This is a genomic window from Microbacterium sp. SORGH_AS_0969, from assembly GCF_030818255.1.
Taxonomy (GTDB): domain Bacteria; phylum Actinomycetota; class Actinomycetes; order Actinomycetales; family Microbacteriaceae; genus Microbacterium.
Genome location: NZ_JAUTAG010000001.1, coordinates 1761902 through 1782199, shown reverse-complemented (window position 1 = coordinate 1782199; position 20298 = coordinate 1761902). Strand labels below are relative to the sequence as shown.

17 protein-coding genes and 1 pseudogene are annotated in these 20298 nt (G+C 72.3%); 7 read left to right on the top strand and 11 right to left on the bottom strand.

Going from position 1 to position 20298, the window contains the following annotated elements; genetic code table 11:
• Positions 1–35 precede the first annotated feature (35 nt).
• The 5 genes from QE388_RS08275 to QE388_RS08255 form a co-directional block, all read right to left on the bottom strand.
• Positions 36–755: a glycosyltransferase family 2 protein gene (locus QE388_RS08275; protein ID WP_307384694.1), complete on the bottom strand. Its 720-nt coding sequence runs from the start codon at positions 753–755 to the stop codon at positions 36–38.
• Positions 752–2191, bottom strand: coding sequence for a bifunctional PIG-L family deacetylase/class I SAM-dependent methyltransferase (locus QE388_RS08270; protein WP_307384692.1), 1440 nt, complete (start codon positions 2189–2191; stop codon positions 752–754). Before QE388_RS08270 ends, QE388_RS08275 begins: the two co-directional genes overlap by 4 nt.
• Complete coding sequence (locus tag QE388_RS08265; RefSeq protein WP_307384691.1) at positions 2185–3231, bottom strand: acyl-CoA dehydrogenase; 1047 nt, start codon at positions 3229–3231, stop codon at positions 2185–2187. Before QE388_RS08265 ends, QE388_RS08270 begins: the two co-directional genes overlap by 7 nt.
• A gap of 430 nt (positions 3232–3661) precedes the next feature.
• The gene (locus tag QE388_RS08260; RefSeq protein ID WP_307384690.1) at positions 3662–4828 is read right to left on the bottom strand and encodes an alpha/beta fold hydrolase; all 1167 of its coding nucleotides are present in this window, start codon (positions 4826–4828) and stop codon (positions 3662–3664) included.
• Between the two features lie 49 nt (positions 4829–4877).
• Positions 4878–5717 (bottom strand): helix-turn-helix transcriptional regulator, encoded by an 840-nt coding sequence (locus QE388_RS08255; RefSeq protein WP_307384688.1) that lies wholly within the window; start codon positions 5715–5717, stop codon positions 4878–4880.
• 151 nt (positions 5718–5868) lie between these two features.
• Between QE388_RS08255 and QE388_RS08250 the strand changes: the two genes are divergently transcribed.
• The 3 genes and pseudogenes from QE388_RS08250 to QE388_RS18515 form a co-directional block, all read left to right on the top strand.
• Positions 5869–6804 carry an SDR family oxidoreductase gene (locus QE388_RS08250; RefSeq protein ID WP_307384686.1) on the top strand — a complete coding sequence of 312 codons (936 nt, stop codon included), beginning with the start codon at positions 5869–5871 and terminating at the stop codon, positions 6802–6804.
• A 49-nt stretch (positions 6805–6853) separates the two neighbouring features.
• Positions 6854–7657: a hypothetical protein gene (locus tag QE388_RS08245; RefSeq protein ID WP_307384685.1), complete on the top strand. Its 804-nt coding sequence runs from the start codon at positions 6854–6856 to the stop codon at positions 7655–7657.
• Positions 7658–7669: 12 nt separating this feature from the next.
• Positions 7670–8404: pseudogene (locus QE388_RS18515) on the top strand (molybdopterin-dependent oxidoreductase); the annotation flags it as partial.
• A 320-nt stretch (positions 8405–8724) separates the two neighbouring features.
• Here the strand turns inward: QE388_RS18515 and rocD are convergent.
• The gene (gene rocD / locus QE388_RS08230; protein ID WP_307384683.1) at positions 8725–9942 is read right to left on the bottom strand and encodes an ornithine--oxo-acid transaminase; all 1218 of its coding nucleotides are present in this window, start codon (positions 9940–9942) and stop codon (positions 8725–8727) included.
• A complete protein-coding gene (gene ddaH, locus QE388_RS08225) occupies positions 9942–10838 on the bottom strand; it encodes a dimethylargininase (protein ID WP_307384681.1) in 897 nt (298 codons plus the stop codon). Before ddaH ends, rocD begins: the two co-directional genes overlap by 1 nt.
• Positions 10839–11245: 407 nt before the next feature.
• Here ddaH and QE388_RS08220 point away from each other — a divergent pair, with 407 nt between their 5' ends.
• From QE388_RS08220 to mtnB, 3 genes are read left to right on the top strand one after another with little or no spacing between them, the layout of a single operon-like run.
• Positions 11246–12424, top strand: coding sequence for a hypothetical protein (locus QE388_RS08220; protein ID WP_307384679.1), 1179 nt, complete (start codon positions 11246–11248; stop codon positions 12422–12424).
• Entirely contained in the window at positions 12421–13122 is a 702-nt protein-coding gene (gene mtnC, locus QE388_RS08215; protein WP_307384677.1) for an acireductone synthase, read from the top strand. The genes QE388_RS08220 and mtnC overlap by 4 nt, the downstream gene beginning before the upstream one ends.
• Positions 13119–13751 carry a methylthioribulose 1-phosphate dehydratase gene (mtnB, locus tag QE388_RS08210; protein WP_307384675.1) on the top strand — a complete coding sequence of 211 codons (633 nt, stop codon included), beginning with the start codon at positions 13119–13121 and terminating at the stop codon, positions 13749–13751. The genes mtnC and mtnB overlap by 4 nt, the downstream gene beginning before the upstream one ends.
• 804 nt (positions 13752–14555) lie before the next feature.
• Here the strand turns inward: mtnB and mtnK are convergent.
• The 4 genes from mtnK to QE388_RS08190 are packed head-to-tail and all read right to left on the bottom strand — an operon-like array spanning position 14556 to position 19445.
• Positions 14556–15752 (bottom strand): S-methyl-5-thioribose kinase, encoded by a 1197-nt coding sequence (mtnK, locus tag QE388_RS08205; RefSeq protein ID WP_307384673.1) that lies wholly within the window; start codon positions 15750–15752, stop codon positions 14556–14558.
• Positions 15749–16795 (bottom strand): ABC transporter permease, encoded by a 1047-nt coding sequence (locus QE388_RS08200; RefSeq protein ID WP_275801632.1) that lies wholly within the window; start codon positions 16793–16795, stop codon positions 15749–15751. Before QE388_RS08200 ends, mtnK begins: the two co-directional genes overlap by 4 nt.
• Complete coding sequence (locus QE388_RS08195) at positions 16792–18354, bottom strand: sugar ABC transporter ATP-binding protein (RefSeq protein ID WP_307384670.1); 1563 nt, start codon at positions 18352–18354, stop codon at positions 16792–16794. Before QE388_RS08195 ends, QE388_RS08200 begins: the two co-directional genes overlap by 4 nt.
• Positions 18351–19445 carry a substrate-binding domain-containing protein gene (locus tag QE388_RS08190; protein WP_275798026.1) on the bottom strand — a complete coding sequence of 365 codons (1095 nt, stop codon included), beginning with the start codon at positions 19443–19445 and terminating at the stop codon, positions 18351–18353. Before QE388_RS08190 ends, QE388_RS08195 begins: the two co-directional genes overlap by 4 nt.
• 216 nt (positions 19446–19661) lie before the next feature.
• Here QE388_RS08190 and QE388_RS08185 point away from each other — a divergent pair, with 216 nt between their 5' ends.
• Entirely contained in the window at positions 19662–20243 is a 582-nt protein-coding gene (locus QE388_RS08185; protein ID WP_307384668.1) for an acireductone dioxygenase, read from the top strand.
• The last annotated feature ends 55 nt before the right edge of the window (positions 20244–20298 follow it).

Genomic DNA, 20298 nt, shown 5'->3' with positions numbered 1-20298 from the left:
CGGCCGAGGTGGTTGACGAACCCCCGCTGGATGGGTCAGGCACCCGGCGCCGCGAGCGGCGCGGCGTCGACCCACGCGTGCACCCTCCGCAGGAACGCCGCGTAGCCGCCGGGGGTGCGTCCCGTGAACCGCCCCGACGTCTCGACCTCGTGCACGTCGCTCGCGCGTTCGCGCGCGCCGAGAGCCCGCACCGCGCGCACGAGTGCGACGTCCTCGTGCTCGACGAGATCCCGGATGCCACCGGCCTCGACGTACGTGCTCGCGCGCACGCCGAGATTGGCCCCGTGCACGTTGCCCGGCGGCCGACCGCGCTCGTGCGTGGCTCGCCAGTACGCCGCGTGGCGGGCGCTGAGGTCGGCGAAGTCGGGGCGGACCGTGCCGAGGACGAGGTCGATCCCGGCATCCATCAGCTCGAGCTGGTGCGTGATCCAGTCGCGCGGCACGACGGTGTCGGCATCCGTCATCGCGATCCACGTGTCGCCCGGGGCAGAGTCAAGGGACGCGAGCGCGTGCGCGATACCCGTGCGACGGGCGGTGCCGACGTTGCGCGCCGAGATCTCGAGCGCCTGCACCGGCCACCGCCGCGTCTGAAGGCCCGTCGTATCGCTGCATGCGTCGAGCACGACGACGATCGTCGCCGAGAGATCCGGCTCGCGTTCGCGCGCGTGCCCCACCGCGCGGGTCACCGAGGCGAGGCAGCGCCCGATCAGCGCCTCCTCGTCGTGCGCGGGGATCACCACGGCCACGGCCGTCACGGCACGAGTCCCGCCTCGGCCGCCACCGACCGCGCCCCGGGGCGGGCGAACACCTCGAGCACGAAGTCCTCCTCTTCGTGTCGCGCCAGGCGCACGAGATCAGGCCGTGCGGCGAGCGCGTCGTGCACGTCGTCACCGGTCCACGGGTATTCGGCGACAGGATGCCGCCAGTGACAGGCCACGAGATGACCGTCGTCGCTCAGTGAGCCGACGCTCGCAGCGAGACCGCGGCCGAGGTCGGCACCGGCCCAGTAGTACGCCACCTCCGACAGCACGACGAGATCGAAGACGCCCTCGGGCCAGTCAGCGGGGAGCGTGGTGCGGTGCAGGTCCACGTTCGCGCGGCCTTGGAGCCGCCGGCGAGCGCGGTCGAGGGCCGCGGGGGCGAGGTCGACCGCGAGGACGCGACCGCACCGCTCGGCGAGCTCGGCCGTCAGCGCACCGGTCGAGCATCCGGCTTCGAACGCCGAGCGGTAGCGGCGGCGTGGGAGGGCGGCCAGCAGCGCGGCGCGCTTGCGCTCCTCGTACCAGCGCGAGTCGAAGCCCCACGGGTCGTCGTGTCGCGCGTACATGTCGTCGAAGTAGTCCTGCCCGACGGAGGGTCGCTCCGCCGGTGCCGTGCCGACGGTCGGAGCCGTCCCGACGTCGAGGGCCTCCTCTTCGCCGGGGTCCGAACCCGCGGCGGGAGCCGGGACCGGGGCGAAGAACACCTCGCTGTCTCGGACGAAGTGCGCACGCATGCGGGCGTGGATCATCTCCTCGTCGCCGGGAGCCGGTGAGAGCGGGAGGATCTGGCTCGTGTGCGCGGCGAGCGCTCGGGTCTTGGCATCCTGAGCCTCCGGGTCGAGGGGCAGGCGCTCGACCCGATCCCACGGCACATCGTCGGGGCCGCCCCAGTGCCACAGCCAGATCGGGAACGCCCGCGAGCGCACCTGCCGCGCGGCGCAGACCTCCTCGACGATCTCTCCCACGATGCGGTGATCGCGGTGCCCGTCGCCTCGCCACGGAGACAGCACGAGCACCCGGTGCGGGCCCGCGCGGTCGAGGGCGTCGCGAAGCGCCTCGGCGATCGTGTCGCGATGCTGGTCCGTACCCCCGTCAGGCAGCCCGAGGAAGATCGGCGGCTCGACCAGACCGAGAATGTCGGCCGCGTCGAGCACCTCCCGACGGCGGCGCAACGCCAGCGTCGCGGGGCTGTGCGTGGGCGAGTCGGGGTGGGACCCCTCCCCGTCGGTCACGACGAGGAGGTCGATCGGCATGCCGCGGCTCGCCGCCGTGGCCAGCAGACCCGCCGCGCCGAGACTTTCGTCGTCGGGGTGCGCAGCGACCACGATCACCCGATCGACGTCGAGGTCGAGCGCGGGAAGGTCGCGGACGAGGGCCGACGTCCAGACGTCCTCGTCCGTGCCGGGATCACGGTGGTCGAAGCTCACCACGCGCCCCTCCCCGCCGCGACATCGCCGCCGATTCTCGCGAGGGCGCGGTCGGCGTGGTGCTGCCGGACGTACACCTGCAGGTCGGCCACGCGCCGGGCGTGCGCCGCGTCAGCGACGAGCGGACCGGGTCCGAGCGCGTGAGCCGCCTCGGCGAGCGTCGTCTCGACCGCGTCGGCGACCACCTGGCGCGCACGGTTCGCCCGCAGACCCTCGGATGCCGAGCTCCCGGCGTCGAACACCGTCGCCGTTTCGACGAGGACGGCCCGCGCCGCCCACAGGACGACGTCGGCGCGGCCGAGGTGCACGCGCGCGAGCTGGTCGGCGCGCTCCCCCGCCGCGGCCGCAGCGAGCGCGTCGAGCAGGGGAACGGCGCCGCCCCACCAGCACGCCGCCACGCCGACGCCGCCGTGCGCGAATCCCGGACGGCTCAGATACCACCCGGCATCCCCCACCGGGACGGCCGGAGCTCGGTCGACGTCGATGGGCGCGCTCACGACGCGGTCGAGCCCGCGGGCGTGCCACGGTCCGGAGCGGGCCGTGACGGCGGGATGCCGGAGGTCGAGCGCGAAGAGCTGCCGACGCTCGTCGTCGATCCAGGCGGTCACCAGCGCGTGGTCGAGGTCGGCGGCGAGGGAACACCAGGGTTTCGTGCCATGCAGCGTCCAGGTGCCGGCATCCTGTGTCGCCGTCAGCCGCACACCGGGGCCCTCCGCGGCGAAGACGCCCCAGGACCCGCTCGTGTCGACGTCGGGTGCGAAGCCGGCCGCGGCGGCCTCGTCGAGGATCGTGAGGGCGTCGAGGTGCGGCTCCAGCATCCGCGCCGCGGCGACGTCGCGCGCGGCGACCGAGGCGAGCAGCTCCCACGTCGCGGCGAGCGAGCGCGGCCGGCCGACGCCCGTGACCCAGGCGAGCGTGGCGGCGAGGTCGGTGCCGAGGTCGCCGACGGCATCCGCCCCGGTCAGCGTCGCACGCACGTCGTCGAGTCCGGGGGTGTCGGGCGGGAGCAGGAGGGGGAAGCGGGGATGGTCGCCGTCGGTCACGCGCGCCAGGTTCCGCGGCGAGGTCGGATAGGGCCAGATCCTTGACACGGTCACTCATCCCGGGCAGGCACGCCGTGACTGCCCGACTCCCGCCCTGTACCGTCACGCGGAGACCACCCGCAACACGCCGCTGACCGGCCACCCCGAACCGCGTGTCGGCCCCGAACTCCGCACGACGGCACACCGACCACGGCCGCGGAGACACCCCACCGGCCGGCCCCACTCCGGCCGGCCCCACTCCGGCCGGCCCGCCGACGACTGCCGACCCCGCCGCCGCTCCGGCCGCCCTCGGCTGTACCGTCCGGCGGAGAACACCGGCAACACGCCGCCCCGCGGCCACCGCGCACGGCGTGTCACCCCCGAACTCCGCACGACGGCACACCCACGGCACCACCGATCCCTCATCGGCACGGACAACGGATGCCGCGGATCAGCGATGCAGCACGCGCTTGCGCAGCAGGGCGTCGAGGTGGGCGACGTGCAGCAGCAGGGCGGGGAACGACGCAGACAGGCCCTTGCGGGGCAGACGATCGAGCGCGGGCTCGTCGGCGGGCAGCCGATCCTGCTGGCCCCGGACCAACCGCCGCACCGCGTTCAGCAGCGCCATGGGGTGGGTGTCGAGGGCGCTGTGCCCGTTGTGGATGCGCACGAGGGTGGCATCCGGAGCCGCCGCGACCACGCGCTCGGCGATCGCCGACGGGGTGCGCAGATCGCGGTCGCCCGAGAGCACCACGAGCGGCCAGTCGAACGAACGCACCGCCTCGATGAGGTCGTACGGCTCCCCGGCGAAGACCGGATACCGCGACGCGAGTGGGAGATACGTGCGGGCCGGGTCGAGCGGGTGCCCGTCGGGGGTGCCGCCGTATCCCAGTTCGCGGAAGGCGATCGTGCCGACGAGGTCGAACTCGTAGATGCCCGGGAAGCGTGCGATCTCGGCGCCGCGTGTGGCGTAGGCGCCCAGCGCACGCCACGCGAAACCGGGCTCGTGCCGCACGAGCGGATGCACGAGGTCGGGGCCGCCGAGCTCGTACGCGGCTCGCACGATGTCGAGCACGATCCGCTCCGACACCCCGGCGGACACGAGACGCCTCACCCCGCGCGCCATGTCGTCGTCGGCATCCCAGAACAACTCCCTCAGGCACTCACGTTCGAGGTCGATGTCGTGCGCCGACTGCAGGGCGGAGTCGAGCAGCATCGCCGAGACGCGCTCCGGATGCCGCGCCCCGAACGCCATGGCCAGGTAGCTGCCGTACGACGAGCCGACGATCACCGCGCGGTCGACGCCCTCGGCGTCGAGGACGGCCGCGAGATCGTCGAGGACCGCCGTGATGCGCATCGCCGCGGGCGGGAGGGCACGGCCGGCGAGGTCTTTGCGCGAGCGACCGACGCCCCGGTGCTCGACCATGATCAGGTCGAGGCCGCCGCGGGCCGCCCAGCGACGCAGACCCCGATAGGGCAGGACCGATGCGAGCCCGGGGCCGCCCGGGATCACGAGAACGGGGGTCGCTCCGCGCGGTCCCGAACGCACGTAAGCGAGGTCGAACGCCGACGCCCCGTCGGCGGCGGGGCGCCGAACCCGGCGGACGTTCTCGCGCATGCTCAGCACGCTACCCGTCCGCGCGGTGACGCGGGCGCGGGCGCCGACCTCACGCGGGGACGGTGGGCCCGACCACGGCCAGCAGGCGCAGCTTCTCCGCGCTCTCACTGCCGGGTGCCGCGGTGTAGACGAGCAGCGAGTGGCTCGTTCCCGGATCGATCAACGTCTGGCAGTGCACCTCGATCTCGCCCACCGTCGGATGAACGAAGTGCTTGGTGTCGGCCGGTCTCAGGCCCACCTCGTGGCGTGCCCACAACTCGCGGAACTCCTCGCTGCGGCGCAGCAGGTCGTCGGCGAGGCCGGCGGCGCGGGAGCCGGGTCCGCGCCGACCGACGATCTCGCGAAGCCCCGAGGCGAAGAGACGGCTGAGGAACGCGTGATCGTCGGGGAGGTAGAGCGACCGCGACGCGGGGTCGGCGAACCAGCGGTAGCCGAGGCTCCGCATCGGGCCGCGGCGGAGGCTCGCGTCTCCCGTCAACGCGACCCCGAGCCGCGACTGCCGCAGCGTCTCACCGAGCTCGGTGACGACGTCTGCCGGAGTGTCGTCCAGGCGGTCGAGGACGCGCAGCAGGCCCGGGCTGATGTGCTCCCCGCCCAGCCCGTGCTCGGAGGGCACATGACCCGCCAGGCGGAACAGGTGATCGCGTTCGGCGCGCGACAGGTGCAGCCCCTGAGCAATGGATGCCAACATCTGCTCGGACGGCTGGGGTCCGCGCTCCCGCTCCAGCCGCGCGTAGTAATCGGTCGACATGTGGCTCAACGCGGCTGCTTCTTCGCGCCGCAGCCCTCGGGTGCGCCGCCGCGCGCCGCGCGGGAGCCCCACGTCCTCGGGCTGCAGCGCCTCGCGGCGGGTGCGCAGGAAGTCCGCCAGCGCGGCTCGATCGATCACGTCGTCCTGTCTACCGTCCCGGATCGCTGCGAACCAGGGCGCGCCGATCCCCCTCTGCCGTGCCGCGTCCTCGCGAGCCGCGGATCGACAGGCCCTGCCTCCGCCCGGTCGATCGCGTGAGACTGAGACGACGAACCCCGAAGGAGACCTCATGACCCGCGACATCCCCCTCCCCTCCCTCGCCGGGAAGCGCGCCGTCCTGACCGGCGGCAGCGACGGCATGGGACTCGTCATCGCTGAGCGCCTCGCGGCGGCCGGGGCCGACCTCGTGCTGCCCGTCCGCAACCGGGAGAAGGGCGAGCGGGCGGCGCGTGGCATCCGGAACCGTCACCCGGAAGCCCGGATCGCGGTACACGACCTCGACCTCGCGTCGCTCGGGTCGGTCGCGTCGTTCGGCGCCGCTCTGGAGAAGGAGGGGATGCCGGTGCACATCCTGATCAACAACGCCGGTGTCATGACTCCCCCGAAGAGGCAGACCACCGTCGACGGGCACGAGCTGCAGTTCGGGACGAATCACCTTGGCCACGTCGCCCTCGTCGGTCACCTGCTGCCGCTCCTGAAGGCCGGAGGGGCGCGCGTCGTCAGCCAGGTGAGCATCGCCGCCGCTCGCGGGCGCATCGAGTGGGACGACCTCGAGAGCGAGCGTCGTTACGACGGGCAGCGGGCGTACGCGGCGTCGAAGATCGCCCTCGGTCTGTTCGCGCGAGAGCTCGACGAACGATCGCGGCGCGAGGGGTGGGGCGTGCGCAGTGTCGTCTCGCATCCCGGCGTCGCGCCGACGAACCTTCTCGCCGCCCGCCCCGAGATCGGCCGCGCGACCGACACGATAGGCGTGCGGGTGATCCGCTGGATGTCGGCGCGCGGGCTGCTCGTGGGCACGGCGGCCACCGCCGCTCTGCCGGCGCTGCTCGCGGCCACCACCGACGACCCGCGCAGCGACGTGCTCTACGGCCCGACCGGCCTCGGCCACCTCGGTGGGACGCCCGGGACGCATCCCCTGTACCGTCCGCTGCGCGACCTCGACGAGGCGACGCGCGTCTGGGACACCTCGCTGCGGCTCGCGGGGGTGCATGCCGGTTCGCTATGAATTCGGCGCCTCCGGCGCCACGAGCCTCAGCGCTCCGTAGGCTCCCCTCGTGGCCCCCGCATCCTCCCGCCCGCGCGACCTTCCGGCGATCGTCCCGGCGGTCGTCGCGTCGATCGCGGCGACCGTCTTCGGGGCGGGTCTCGGCGAGCTGGCCGCGGCGGTCATCTCGCCCTCGGCGAGCCCCTTCGCGGTGATCGGCGGGGGCATGATCGACATCGCTCCGGCGTGGGCGAAAGACCTCGCGATCAGCCTCTTCGGGACGGCGGACAAGACCGCCCTGCTCGTCGGCATCGCGGTGCTGCTGCTCGCCGTCGCCGGGACCGCAGGAGTCGTCGAACGGCGTCGACCCCCGTGGGGCCGAGTGATCCTGGCGGCGATCGGTGTGATCGGCGCTCTCGTGTCGCTGGCGCGCCATGACGCGGCGCTGCTGTCACCCGTGCCGTCGTTGATCGCGGGCGCCGCAGCCGCCGTCGTGGCGGGACTGCTCATCGGCCGGCTTCGACCCGCAGCGGTCGCTCCCGAGACCTCCACCGGTCCCACCCGCCGCAGGGTCCTGGCGCTCTCGGGCGTGGCGGTCCTGGCCGGCGCTCTCGCCGCGGCCGGGTCCGTCGCGCTGAGCAGCGGCGCCCGAGCGGTCAGCGCGGTGCGTGCCGCCCTCCGCCTTCCGAGCCCGACCACCACGACCGCGGTGCCCGCCACCGCCGACCTGAAGATCGACGGCCTCTCCCCGGTCATCACGCCGTCGTCCGACTTCTACCGCATCGACACCGCTCTCGTGGTGCCGCAGATCGACCCGGCCACCTGGAGTCTGCGCGTGCACGGACTCGTGGAGCAGGAGGTCGTGCTGAGGTAGGACGACCTCGTCGCCCTCCCCCAGAAGGAGACGGTCGCGACCCTCGTGTGCGTGTCGAACGAGGTCGGTGGCGACCTCATCGGGAACGCCCGGTGGCTCGGGGTGCCGATCCGCGACGTCCTCGCGCGGGCGAAGCCGACGGCGGAGGCCGACATGGTGCTCTCCCACTCCGTCGACGGGTTCACGGCATCCAGTCCCCTGGAAGCGCTGACCGATGACCGCGACGCCCTGCTCGCGATCGGGATGAACGGCGAACCGCTGCCCCTCGCGCACGGGTTCCCGGTGCGCATGGTGGTACCGGGCCTGTACGGGTACGTCTCCGCGACCAAGTGGGTGAGCGAGCTCGAGGTCACGCGCTACGACCGCGCCGAGGGGTACTGGACCTCGCGCGGATGGTCGGAGCGCGGACCGGTCAAGCTGCAGTCGCGCATCGACGTTCCCCGCGCGGGCGCCCGGTTGGCCGCGGGGGATGCGGTCATCGCCGGTGTCGCGTGGCAGACCCACGTCGGCGTCCAGGGCGTCGAGGTGCAGGTCGACGACGGCGCCTGGCAGCCCGCGAAGCTCGCGAACGCGATCTCGGCCGACACCTGGGTGCAGTGGAGCCTGCCGTGGACCGCGACCAGCGGCTCCCACACGCTGCGCTGCCGCGCGATCTCAGCCACCGGCGAGACCCAGACGCCGAATCGCGCGGCGCCCGCTCCCGACGGCGCGACGGGCTGGGACGAGATCACGATCTCGGTCGCCTGACCACGCCCCGCGTCTGGGCCGCGGTGCGTCGGCCCGTGGCATCCCGTGTCCCACTTCGTGCAGGAATCTCACCTGAGAACCGCACAAAGTGGGACACGCATACGTCCGGATGCCGTGCAGCCGATCCCACGCATCGCTCATGTCCCACTTCGTGCAGCAATCACAACGGAGATCTGCACAAAGTGGGACACGCATACGTCCGGATGCCGCGCAGCCGATCCCACGCCTCGTACATGTCCCACTTTGTGCAGGAATCACACCTGAGAACCGCACAAAGTGGGACACGGCCGATCGGAGGACCGGAAAGGCGCCTCAGCGAGTCAGGCCGACAGGACGTGCCGCAGCTGCTCGACGGCCCAGTCCAGCTCGGTCGCGCGGATCGTCAGCGGCGGGGCGATGCGGATCGTCTGGCCGTGCGTGTCCTTCACGAGCACGCCGCGGGCGAGCAGCTTCTCGGCGATCTGGCGGCCCGTTCCGTACGCCGGGTCGATGTCGACGCCGGCCCACAGCCCCGCGATGCGCACCTCGGTGACGCCGTGGCCGACGAGCGCCTGCAGCGCCGCCTCGAGATGCTCGCCGAGGGCCTTCGCGCGGGTCTGGAATTCTCCGGATGCCAACATCTCGACGACCCGCAGACCCACAGCGGCCGCGAGCGGGTTGCCGCCGAACGTCGAGCCGTGCTCACCGGGACGGATGACGCCGAGCACGTCCTCGTCCGCCACGACCGCCGACAGCGGAACGATGCCGCCGCCGAGGGCCTTGCCGAGGAGGTACACGTCGGGGACGACGCCCTCGCGGTCGCACGCGAACGTCTCGCCCACGCGGCCGAGACCCGACTGGATCTCATCCGCGATGAAGAGCACGTTGTTCTCGGTGCAGATCTCGCGGACCCGGCGGAGGAACCCCTCCGGCGGCACGATGACGCCCGCCTCGCCCTGGATCGGCTCGAGGAGCACCGCGGCGGTGTTCTCGTCGATCGCTGCGGCGATGGCATCCGCGTTCCCGTACGGGACGTGCACGAAGCCCGGCGCGTACGGACCGAAGTCGTCGTGCGCGACGGGGTCGTCGCTGAAGCCCACGATCGTCGTGGTGCGGCCGTGGAAGTTGCCGTTCGCGACGATGATCGTCGCGGCATCCGGGGCGATGCCCTTCGTGCGGTATCCCCACGCGCGGGCGACCTTGATGCCGGTCTCGACCGCCTCGGCGCCGGTGTTCATCGGCAGCACGAGGTCTTTGCCGCACAGCTGCGACAGGGCCGTGGCGAAGGGCCCCAGCCGGTCGTTGTGGAAGGCGCGGCTGGTGAGCGTGAGCTTCCCGAGCTGCTCACGGGCCGCGGCCAGGATCGCGGGGTGTCCGTGACCGAAGTTGAGGGCCGAGTACGCCGACAGAAGGTCGAGGTACCGCTTGCCCTCGATGTCGGTGACCCAGACGCCCTCGGCGCTGTGGGCGAGGACGGGCAGCGGGTGGTAGTTGTGCGCGACGTGCGCGCTCTCGGCCTGGATGAGGGCGAGACCGAGGTTCTCGAGGGTGGCGCCCATCACGCACCCCGCAGTTCGAGCGTGCAGCACTTGATGCCGCCGCCGCCGAGCAGCAGCTCGGACAGGTCGACCTTCACGGGGGTGTAGCCGCGCTCGCGCAGCTGCGCCTCGAAGCCCACGGCGCGCGGCGAGATGATGACGTTCTTGCCGTCGCTGGCCGAGTTCAGGCCGAACACCGCGCCGTCGGCATCCGAGACCCGGATCGCGTCGGGGTAGCGCTCGCGCAGGATTGCCTGGCTGCGCTCGTCGAACGCGTTCGGGAGGTACGCGATGTTGGCCTTCTCGACGCCGCCGGTTCCTGAGCCTGTCGAAGGACCCTCGACGGGGTCGAGAACGGCGATCGCGGTGTCGAGGTGGTAGAAGCGCGGGTCGGTCAGCGTCAGCGAGACGACCTCGCGCGCGAAGACCTCGCCGACCTCGCGGTGGCTGTCGCCCGTGGAGCGGAAGCCGGTGCCGGCGAGGATCGTGTTCCCGACCAGCAGGAAGTCGCCCTCACCCTCGTTGACCTCGACGGGCTCGGCGACCTCGAAGCCGTTGGCGGCGAACCAGTCGATGAACGCCGGCGCCTCGGCGGCACGCTCGCGGAACCGGAACTTCGGACCGTACGCGACGCCGTCGATGACGAAGCCGCCGTTGGCGGTGTAGACCATGTCGGGCAGACCCTCGACGGGGTCGATGAGCTCGATCTCGTGGCCGAGCTGGGTGTAGGTGTCGTACAGCGACTGCCACTGGCGCAAAGCCAGCGCGGTGTCGGTGGGGCGCGACGGCTCCATCCACGGGTTGATGCTGTAGCTGACCGTGAAGTGCTCGGGACGGCACATGAGGTACCGGCGGTGCTGCTGAACACGATCGACCGGAGAGGTCTCGACAGCGGCGGCGGTGGGGGTAGCGGACATCTCTGCTCCTCGGAGAAAAGGTGCGGCGGACGCTGTCCTGGGGCTCGGTGGCCCTTCGAACCCGTACGGTGCCGATCAGCTTGTGGCGGCACCGTGCGGGGAAAGGTCGGTCCGAGCACGCCGCGCTCATTCTCGCACGGGCGCGCGGGGAGGCGCGAGCGGCGCGCGAGCGGGGAGGCGCGGGCGGCGCGCGAGCGGGGAGGCGCGGGCGGCGCGCGTGCGGGCACGGCGGCGATCCGGCGAAGGCGCGTGGGGGCTCACCGCCACGGCCCGGCCCGACGGCGCGGCCGGTCCCGTCGACGGGCTCAGGGACCTCCCCACGGCCCAAGGCGAGCGCGGCCGCGGCCGAACGTCGCGCGGCGTCATCCGCACGGCGCGTGTCGGCGGGCCGTGGGAGGATTACGGCGATGTCTGCCACCCTCGAAAACTCCGTCGTCCTCGACGAAGCCGCCGGTGCCGTCCGCATCCTCGATCGCCGCGTCTTCCCCTCTCGCGTCGAATGGGTGGATGCCACCACCCCCGACGAGGTCGCCTCGGCGATCCGCGACATGGTAACCCAGAGCTCGGGTCCGTTGTACGCGGCCACCGCGGGCATGGCGCTCGCGGCGCTGCAGGCACGCGGGCTGCCGCTCGGCGAGGCGCGCACGGCGCTCGGTCGCGCAGGCCGCGCCCTGGCCACGGCTCGACCCACGAACGCCCACCCGCGCGACGCGGTCGCCCGGATCCTCGAGGCGGGGAGGGATGCCGACGACACCGACGCCCTCGTGTCCGCGACGCTCGAGACGGCCCGAGCCGTCGACCGTGACTACCGCGAGGCGAGCCTCCGCTTGGGCCGGGCGACGCTCTCGCTGCTGCCCGAGTCGCCGCGCATCCTCACGCACTGCTGGGCCGACGCCTACCTCTTCGGGCTCGTCGCCGCGGCTCGTGAAGCCGGCCGCGAGATCGAGTGGATCGCGACCGAGACCCGGCCCTACCTGCAGGGCGCGCGGCTGACCGCGCATTCGCTGCGCGAGCTCAACCAGAGAGTCACGCTCATCACCGACGGCATGGCAGCCGCCGCGCTCGCCTCGCCGCGGGGCGTCGGCTCCGGACCGATCGACGCTGTCGTGACGGCCGCCGACCGTGTCGCGCTCGACGGTTCCGTCGTCAATAAGGTGGGCACGCTCGCGCACGCGGCCGCGGCGGCGGCGTTCGGCATCCCGTACTACGCGATGATCGAGGCCCCTGACCCGGGCGCGCCCACCGGTGACGACGTCGTCATCGAAGACCGCGACCCGACCGAGGTTCTCGAGGTGCTGGGCCGCCGCACGGCCAGCCCGCTCGTCACCGAGGCGTGGTATCCGGCCTTCGACGTGACCCCGCCGCGTCTCGTGACCCGCATCGCGACCAGTCGCGGCACGTTCGAGCCCTCCCGCGTCGGCGAGCACTTCTCGACCGATCCCGGTGTGAGCGCCGCCGAGCCGCCCGCCCCGGCGCTGCGCCGGCGTCGCTCGCTCGAGAACCCCGCCCCCGTGGCATCCACCGCTCAACCCGAGACCATCGCGTTCCGTCCCGTGAACGCCCGATCCGACGAGGATTCCGAATGACCTCCCTCTCCGCCGACGTGGTCGTGCTCGACATCGAGGGCACCACGAGCGCCGCCGGATTCATCCTGGGCGACCTGTACGACTACGCCCGCCCGCGCCTCGACGAGGTGCTCGGACGCGATGACGAGACGGTCCGCACCGCCCGTGCCGCCGCGATCGCCGAGACGGGCCTGGATGCCGACGCCACCGACGCCGAGGTCGCCGACGCGCTCCGCGGGCTCATGGCATCCGATGTGAAGTCGACGCCGCTGAAGACCCTTCAGGGCATCATCTGGGCCGAGGGCTTCACTGCGGGCGAGATCCACTCGCAGTTCTTCGAGGACGTGCCGCTGCGCCTGCGGGAGTGGCACGAGGCCGGCATCCGGCTCGCCGTGTACTCGTCCGGCTCAGTCGCGTCGCAGGTGCCGTGGTTCCGACACGCGCCGCAGGGCGACCTGACGCCGCTCGTCGAGGACTTCTTCGACACGGTCAGCGCCGGGCCGAAGAAGGAGGCCGCGTCGTACGAGCGCATCGCCGCCGCCCTCGGTGTCGTCCCCGAGCGCGCGCTCTTCCTCACCGACCACCCCGACGAGGTCACCGCGGCGCGCGCCGCCGGCTGGCAGGTCGTCGCGCTGGATCGCGCCGGGGAACCGTGGCACGGGGCGTCGTTCACGGCGCCGTCGGTGGCATCCTTCGACGAGATCGAGCTCTCGCGATGACGCTGCCCGCGCCCGAGCGGGTGCGCGCGGCCGGGGCCGCCCTCGCCGCCGAGGCCTCGCGATTCTCGGGGTACGGCTGGATGCGCGGCACGTCGGGAAACCTCTCGGTCGTCGTCGACCGCGACCCCCTCGTGCTCGCGGTGACGGCTTCGGGCCTGGACAAATCGGAGCTGACCGACCGCGACGTCGTGCTGATCGACGACGCCGGGGCGGCTCTCGACCCCGACGACCACCGGCCGCCGTCGGCTGAGGCGGGACTGCACGCGCACATCGCGGCGCGGACCGGAGCGAACGCGGTGTTCCACGTGCACGCGTTCGACGCGGTCGTCGCCGGGCACCGGTGGCCGGGCGGGGTCGAGATCCGCGACATGGAGATGCTCAAGGGCATCGGCCACCGCGCGCACGACGAGACCGTGACGATTCCCGTCATCCGCAACCACCAGGACATGACCGTCGAAGCGGCCTGGTTCGACGAGGTCTACGCGCCGGCCACGGCGGAGGTGCCCGAGGTGCCCGCGCTCATCGTCGCGAGCCACGGCATCTACGCGTGGGGCGAAGACGTCGCCGGCGCGCGCCGCCACCTCGAGATCACGGAGTGGCTGCTGCGCTTCGCCGTCGCGACGCGCTGAGCGGCGGGCGCCGTCGGGTCGCGCGGGTGGGCGGCGGCTTGGCGCGGTGCGGCGGGCGCTGCGGGGCGGCCGGGCGGACGCGGTGCGGTGCGCGCTGCGGGGCGGCCGGCGCTGCGGGGCGGCCGGGGCCCTCGGGCGGGCGCGGCGGCACGCATAAACGCGATCCGCTCACATAAACACGAGCTCCCCGCGTTTATGTGCGCGGATCGCGTTTATGGGCGCTGCCAACGGCGGTATGAGGCCGACCGGACACGCACAACCCCTGACATCTGGCATCCACCGTTCGCCCCGGCGACACGTCCACTGCGGCAACAGCGCCCCGGCACCGGCGTCCCGGCCCCGGCGCACCCCACGCCCCACGCATAAACGCGATCCACACGCATAAACACGCGCTCCCCGCGTTTATGTGAGCGGATCGCGTTTATGGGCGCTGCCAACGGCGGCATGAGGCCGACCGGACACGCACAACCCCGGCACCCGGCATCCGCCACTCGCCCGGCGCTCCTGCCCAGGCGCCGCACCAGCACGCAGGCCCGGCGCACCCCACGCCCCACGCATAAACGCAATCCATGCGCATAAACACGCGCTCCTCGCGTTTATGTGAGCAAATCGCGTTTATGCGCGAGCCGGTGGCGCACGACGCAGCACGACGGCCCGGCGACGCGGCACGGCGGTGCGTTGCAGCGGCGACGCGGCACGGCGACACCGCGGCACAGCGACGCGGCACACGACGACGCGACACGGCGACGCGTTACCGCGACCCGGCACCACCGCCCCGAACGGCGGATGCCATGCGCCCGGGCGTCAGCCGAGCAGCGCCACCGTGCGCTCGGTGAGCACGCGCGGGTCGGCGTCCTCGAGGCGGGCGGTGCCGAGCGTCCGCGCCGCGCGGAGCACGAGACGCGCCGCGACAGCGCGCTCCGCCTCGGGCAGCGTCTGGATGTCCGCGACCTTCGAGAACCCGACGATCCGGCGCACCGCCTTGGCCGCGGCGTAGGCGGCGGCATCCGACCGCACCTGCGCCAGCGTGTGTTCGAGCACCTCGTCGCCATAGACGCGCGGGTCGACACGCTCGGGCCAGCGGCTCCGGAACTCGGCCTCGAACGCGTCGACCAGTTCCACGGGCAGCCGCAGCAGCGTCTCGGCGTCGGCCGACCGGCCGAGCACGTGCGCGCGCGCCGCCGCGATGACGAGGTTCGCCCACACGGCGCCGAGGTCGAAGCCGGTAGGGCCGTACGTGCCGAACTCCGAGTCGAACGCCCGGACCGAGGCACCCTCGGCGCGCACGAACACCGACCCGGTGTGCAGGTCGCCGTGCATGAGGCTCTGCGTGCTCTCCTGGAATCGCTGCTTCGCGAGCCCCATCTCGCGCACAAACGCCCGGTCGGCGCGCAACTCCCGCACGTCCTCCTCGTTCGCGGGCAGCCAGCCGTTGTGCTCGTGGTCGATGTACGGCTCGGTGAACACGAGATCTTCGGTGATCTCGCTGAGCTCCGGGTTCGTCGCGTCGGCGATGCGACGCCGCCGCTCGGGTCCGGGCGTGCCGAACACGCTCGTCGCGAATCCGACGGCGCCGACGTATCGCCCGAGCTCAGCGGCGGCGTAGGGGTGCAGGCGCCCCGCGATCAGCTCTCCGCGCCACACCTCGTGGTCGCTGAGGTCTTCGATCGACAGCGCGAGGTTCTCGGCGTCGAAGCCGTGGAACGCGGGCACGTGCGCGGGGTCGATCTTCTCGTGCACGCCGAGCACGACAGCCTCGCGCGCCGCCCGCTCGCGCGTGAGCGGCCACGACGGATCGACACGGACGTGCGGGAGCGACTGCTTGACCACGACGCCGTTGCCCGCGGCATCCTTCACGATGAAGACGAGGTTCAGATTGCCGTCGCCGACCTCGACGACCGAGACGATGGATGCCGGATCCACCGGCCCCGCCAGGTGCGGGCGGGCGACGAGGTAGGCGGGGACGGACTCGACGGTCAGCTGATCGGTGAGAAGAGTCATGATGCGGTGGTGCTCCCGGCGACGATGGTGGTCTTGCGACGGCGGAACGTGAAGCTGAACAGCAGGGCCACGAGCAGCACGAGGCCCTTCCCGAAGTCCTGGATGTAGTACGGCAGCCCCATCATCGAGAACCCGGTGACCATGACCGCCACGAGCACGGCGCCGAGAGCCGTGCCCCACGCGTTCGGGCGTCCGATGCCGAGCACCGAGACGCCCACGAGCGCGACGGCGACGGCATCCAGCAGCAGGCTGTTGCCGGCCGAGACGTCGCCCTGCCCGATGCGGGCGGCGAGCACGAGACCCGCGATGGATGCCAGGATGCCGCAGCCGATGTACGCCGCGGCGCGGTAGGCCTTCACACGGATGCCGGCGAGCCGCGCGGCCTCGGGGTTCGACCCCACCGCCGCGAGGGCGCGTCCCCAGCGCGTGCGGTCGAGCACGAACCACAGCACGACGGTGAGGCCGAGGAACAGCAGCACGGGAACCGAGACGGGGCCGATCGAGCCGCGATCGAACCACAGGAAGTCGGGGGTGAAGCGGCCGGGCGCGGTCGTGCCGTCGTCGAGGGTCATCTGCGACGAGATCGACTTTCCGTCGACGATGATGAGCTTGAGCCCCACGACGGTGAACATCGTCGCCAGCGTCGCCAGCAGGTCGGGGATGCGCGCGAACACGATGAGCACCGCGTTGATCGCGCCAATGAGCGCTCCCGAGAGCAGCACGACGCCGACCGCGATTCCGCCCACCTGGTTGCCGATGACCATCGTCCACGCGGCGATCGAGACGGCGAAGCCCGCGTTGGCACCGACCGACAGGTCGAGGCCGCCGACCGTCATCGCGAGTGTCACGCCGAGACCGGCGATGCCGATCGGGGCGATGAACTTCAGCATCCCGAAGATGTTCTCGGGGGTCGCGAACGCGGGCTGGGTGACCGCGAAGAACACGATCAGCAGCACCGTGACGGCGACGAAGCCCCATTTCGCGATGGCATCCACGGTCCGGGAGCCGACGCTCGGTCGGGACGGAGCGAGGGCGGTGGTCATGCGGTTTCCTTCCGGTGGCCGGGGTCGTCGAGCAGCGCGGCGACGATGCGCGCACGGTCGAGCCGTCCGGCCGGGGTATCGAGGGCGATGCGGCCCGACACGAGGACGACGATCCGGTCGGCGACCTCGAGGATCTCGTCGACGTCGCTCGAGAGCACGAGCACGGCGGCGCCGGTGGCGGCCCGCTCGCGGACGGCGGTGCCGATACGCCGGCGAGCGCCGATGTCGACGCCGCGGAACGGCTCGTCGAGCACCGCGACGCGCGGTTCGGTGCGGAGCCAGCGGCCCACGACGACCTTCTGCTGGTTGCCGCCCGAGAGATCGTCGACGCGGGCCTCGATCGAGGGGGCGACGACGTCGTAGTCCTCGACCACGGCGTCGGCGGCCGCGCGTTCGCGGCCCGGAGCCATGACGCCGAAGCGCGACAGCGCCCGCAGCACGGGAAGGCCGACCGTGTGGGCGATCGACCACCCGGGTTGGATGCCCTGACGCTGGCGGTCCTCGGGCACGAGCACGACGCCTGCGGCCTGCGCGGCCGCCGGATCCGCCGGTCGGTACTCGCTGCCGTCGAGCCGCAACCGCGCTTCGGTATCTGCACGGACGCCCGTCACGAGCTCCGCGAGCTCGGTCTTGCCCGCTCCGAGCAGACCCAGGATGCCGGTCACCTGGCCGCCGTGCACCGCGAGCGCGAGCGGCCGGCTTCCGGGCAGAAGCCGCGCCCCCTCGACCGAGAGGACTTCCGCACCCGCGGGGAGCGGCTCGTCCACGTGCTGTTGGAGCTCGGTGGGGACGCCCAGCATCGCCTCGAGGGCCGCGTGCCAGTCGAACGGACGCTCGGCCTCGAGCTCGATGCGTCCGTCGCGGAGCACCACGATCCGGTCGGCGAGACGCTCGATCTCACCGAAACGGTGGCTCACGAACAGGATCGCGAGCCCCTCGTCGCGAAGCACCCGGAGCACCGCGAACAGGCGATCGGCTTCGGCGGCGGTCAGGGCGGAGGTGGGTTCGTCGAGGATCAGCAGGCGCGGCGTCGAGCGCAGGGCGCGGGCGAGCACCACGAGCTGGGCGTCGGAGGTGCCCAGGCGGGCGGCATCCGCTCGAAGGATCTCGTCGGACCACGACAGGCCGAGACGCTCGAGAGCGGCGCGCGCCACGCGTTCGGACTCGATCCGGCGCACGACACGATGCCCGGCGCTCGAGAAGTCGGTGAGCCCGAGGTTGTCGGCGACGCTGAGACCCGAGACGATCCCGTCGGCGATGCGCTGATGCACCGTCTCGATTCCGGCGCGACGGGCGCGGGCGGGCGAGGTCAGGCGCTGGGTCGATCCACCGACCGCGATCTCGCCGGTGTAGGCGGCGTTGGCGCCCGAGACGGCCCCGATGAGGGTCGACTTGCCGGCGCCGTTGGTGCCGAGGAGCGCCGTGATCGTGCCCGGACGGAGCGTGAGCGACACGTCGCGCAGCACCTGATTGCTGCCAAAGCGTACGCCGACGCCGCTCAGGCGGACGACAGGGGTGTCGTCGACCGGAGCGGCGTCGGCGTGGAGGGGTGAGGTCATCCCGAGATTGCGGGGAGCCAGTCGGCCACCACCGTGTCGCTCAGCAGGAGCGACGGCTCGGCCTCCCGCAGCTGGGCGACGTTGGTGATGCCCTTCTCGAGCAGGAAGTCGCGGGTGATCGTGATCGCGGGGAACTGCACGGTCGTCTCGTCGAGCTGGCCGGCGAGCGAGAGCGCCAGGGCGCGGACGACACCCGCGCCGACCGCGGAGGGATCGGTCGCGCTCGTGGCGACCCACGGGCTGCCGTCGGCGGTCATGACCTCGATGTCGGCGTTCGAGATGTCGATGCCGTAGACCTTGACCTTGTCCTGCAGGTTGTTCTGCTGGACGGCCTGCACGACGCCCTTCGTGATCTCGTCGTAGGGCGCGAAGATCGCCTGGATCCCGGGGTTGGCCTTGAGCGCGGCGTCGATGAGCGGGATGTTGTCGGTCGCGGTCGACTCGGTGACCTTGCCGGTGAAGAACACCTGGTCGAGGTCGTGCTCGGCGACGACCTCGTCCCACACCTTCTTGCGGCGCTCGAGCGGTGCGAAGCCGTCGGTGCTGGCCAGGCCCACCTTGGCGCCGTCGCCCACGTCGGCGACGAGCTGGTCGAGCACGCCCTGCGCCATCGACGCGTCGGACTGCGACGTCACGATGACGCCGGTGGGGTCGTTGAGGGCGAGGTCGTAGACGATGACCGGGATGCCGGCGGCCACCGCATCGTGCACGTGCGACTCGATGGTGTCGGTCTGGCCGTGGTCCACGATGATCGCGGCGGGCTTCGAGGCGATCGCCTGCTCGAGGTCGGACGCCTGCTTGGCATTGTCGTTGCGGGCGTCATAGACGGTGAGGTCGATGTTGATCGCGGCCGCCTGGGCTTTCGCGCCCGCCGTCCACGCGGTGAAGAAGTCGCCGGCGCCGGACTGCTGCACGAGCGCGACCTTGACGGGCGCGCCGTCAAACGGTGCGGGCAGGTTCTCGACCTTCTGCACGGGAGCCGCCGAGGCCGCGGGGGCCGCGGTGTTCTGCTGTGCGCAGCCGGAGAGGGCGAGGGCGGCGATGCCGGCGGTCGCGAGGAGCGTCGCCCAGCGGTGGGATCGAACGGACACGGGGTCCCCTTCGTCGAGGAGTCGGGTGCGAGGGGCCGTCCGGGTGCTGTGCCGGTCGGGCCGTCGAGCAGTCAAGCAGCACGGACCGAGCACGGGTTATTCGAGGTTGCACTTTGTTACACCGACACCGACGATCGCACCGGCGAAGTGGGCACTCGGGTCGAATCGGCGAGACAATCGGATCATTCCGCCCACATCGCGCCGAGAGGAGGAGCCGTGACGCTCCTGACCGTCTGGAAAGAGACCGACCCGAGCACTCCCGTGCTCGAGACCATCGACGAAGCCGAGATCCGTGACGCGCTGGCCGAGCTCGGCGCCCGCTTCTCGCGCTGGGAGGTCAAGGATGTCGCCCCCGGTGCCTCGCAGGACGAGGTGCTCGCGCTGTACGCCGACGAGATCGGCGAGGTGAAGGAGCGCGAGGGATACACGCTCGTCGACGTCGTCGCCCTCGACCCCGCCCAGGAGAACTACGACGAGGTGAAGACCCCCTCGCGCCAGAAGTTCCTGTCGGAGCACAAGCACGACGACGACGAGGACCGCTACTTCGCGAAGGGTGCGGGCGTGTTCTACCTGCACGCGAACGAGAAGGTGCACGCGGTGTACTGCGAGGCGGGCGACCTGATCTCGGTGCCGGCGAACACCACGCACTGGTTCGACATGGGCACCGCGCCGCACTACGTGAGCGTGCGCTTCTTCCACGACGACGACGGCTGGGTCGGCCACTTCACCGGCAGCCCCATCGCCGAGTCTTTCGCGACCTTCGACCAGCTCGCCGAGCGCCGCGCTCAGCTGGCCTGACCTCCCACCCGGACCCGGCCAGGCCGCGCCTGCCTCGCGCCGAGCCGCCGCCGCC

Coding starts and splice junctions, on each gene's coding strand:
- QE388_RS08260 (WP_307384690.1), bottom strand. CDS start 4,828: ATGCGCGAGAACGTCCGCCGGGTTCGGCGCCCCGCCGCCGACGGGGCG.
- QE388_RS08250 (WP_307384686.1), top strand. CDS start 5,869: ATGACCCGCGACATCCCCCTCCCCTCCCTCGCCGGGAAGCGCGCCGTC.
- rocD (WP_307384683.1), bottom strand. CDS start 9,942: ATGGGCGCCACCCTCGAGAACCTCGGTCTCGCCCTCATCCAGGCCGAG.
- ddaH (WP_307384681.1), bottom strand. CDS start 10,838: ATGTCCGCTACCCCCACCGCCGCCGCTGTCGAGACCTCTCCGGTCGAT.
- QE388_RS08220 (WP_307384679.1), top strand. CDS start 11,246: ATGTCTGCCACCCTCGAAAACTCCGTCGTCCTCGACGAAGCCGCCGGT.
- mtnC (WP_307384677.1), top strand. CDS start 12,421: ATGACCTCCCTCTCCGCCGACGTGGTCGTGCTCGACATCGAGGGCACC.
- mtnB (WP_307384675.1), top strand. CDS start 13,119: ATGACGCTGCCCGCGCCCGAGCGGGTGCGCGCGGCCGGGGCCGCCCTC.
- mtnK (WP_307384673.1), bottom strand. CDS start 15,752: ATGACTCTTCTCACCGATCAGCTGACCGTCGAGTCCGTCCCCGCCTAC.
- QE388_RS08200 (WP_275801632.1), bottom strand. CDS start 16,795: ATGACCACCGCCCTCGCTCCGTCCCGACCGAGCGTCGGCTCCCGGACC.
- QE388_RS08195 (WP_307384670.1), bottom strand. CDS start 18,354: ATGACCTCACCCCTCCACGCCGACGCCGCTCCGGTCGACGACACCCCT.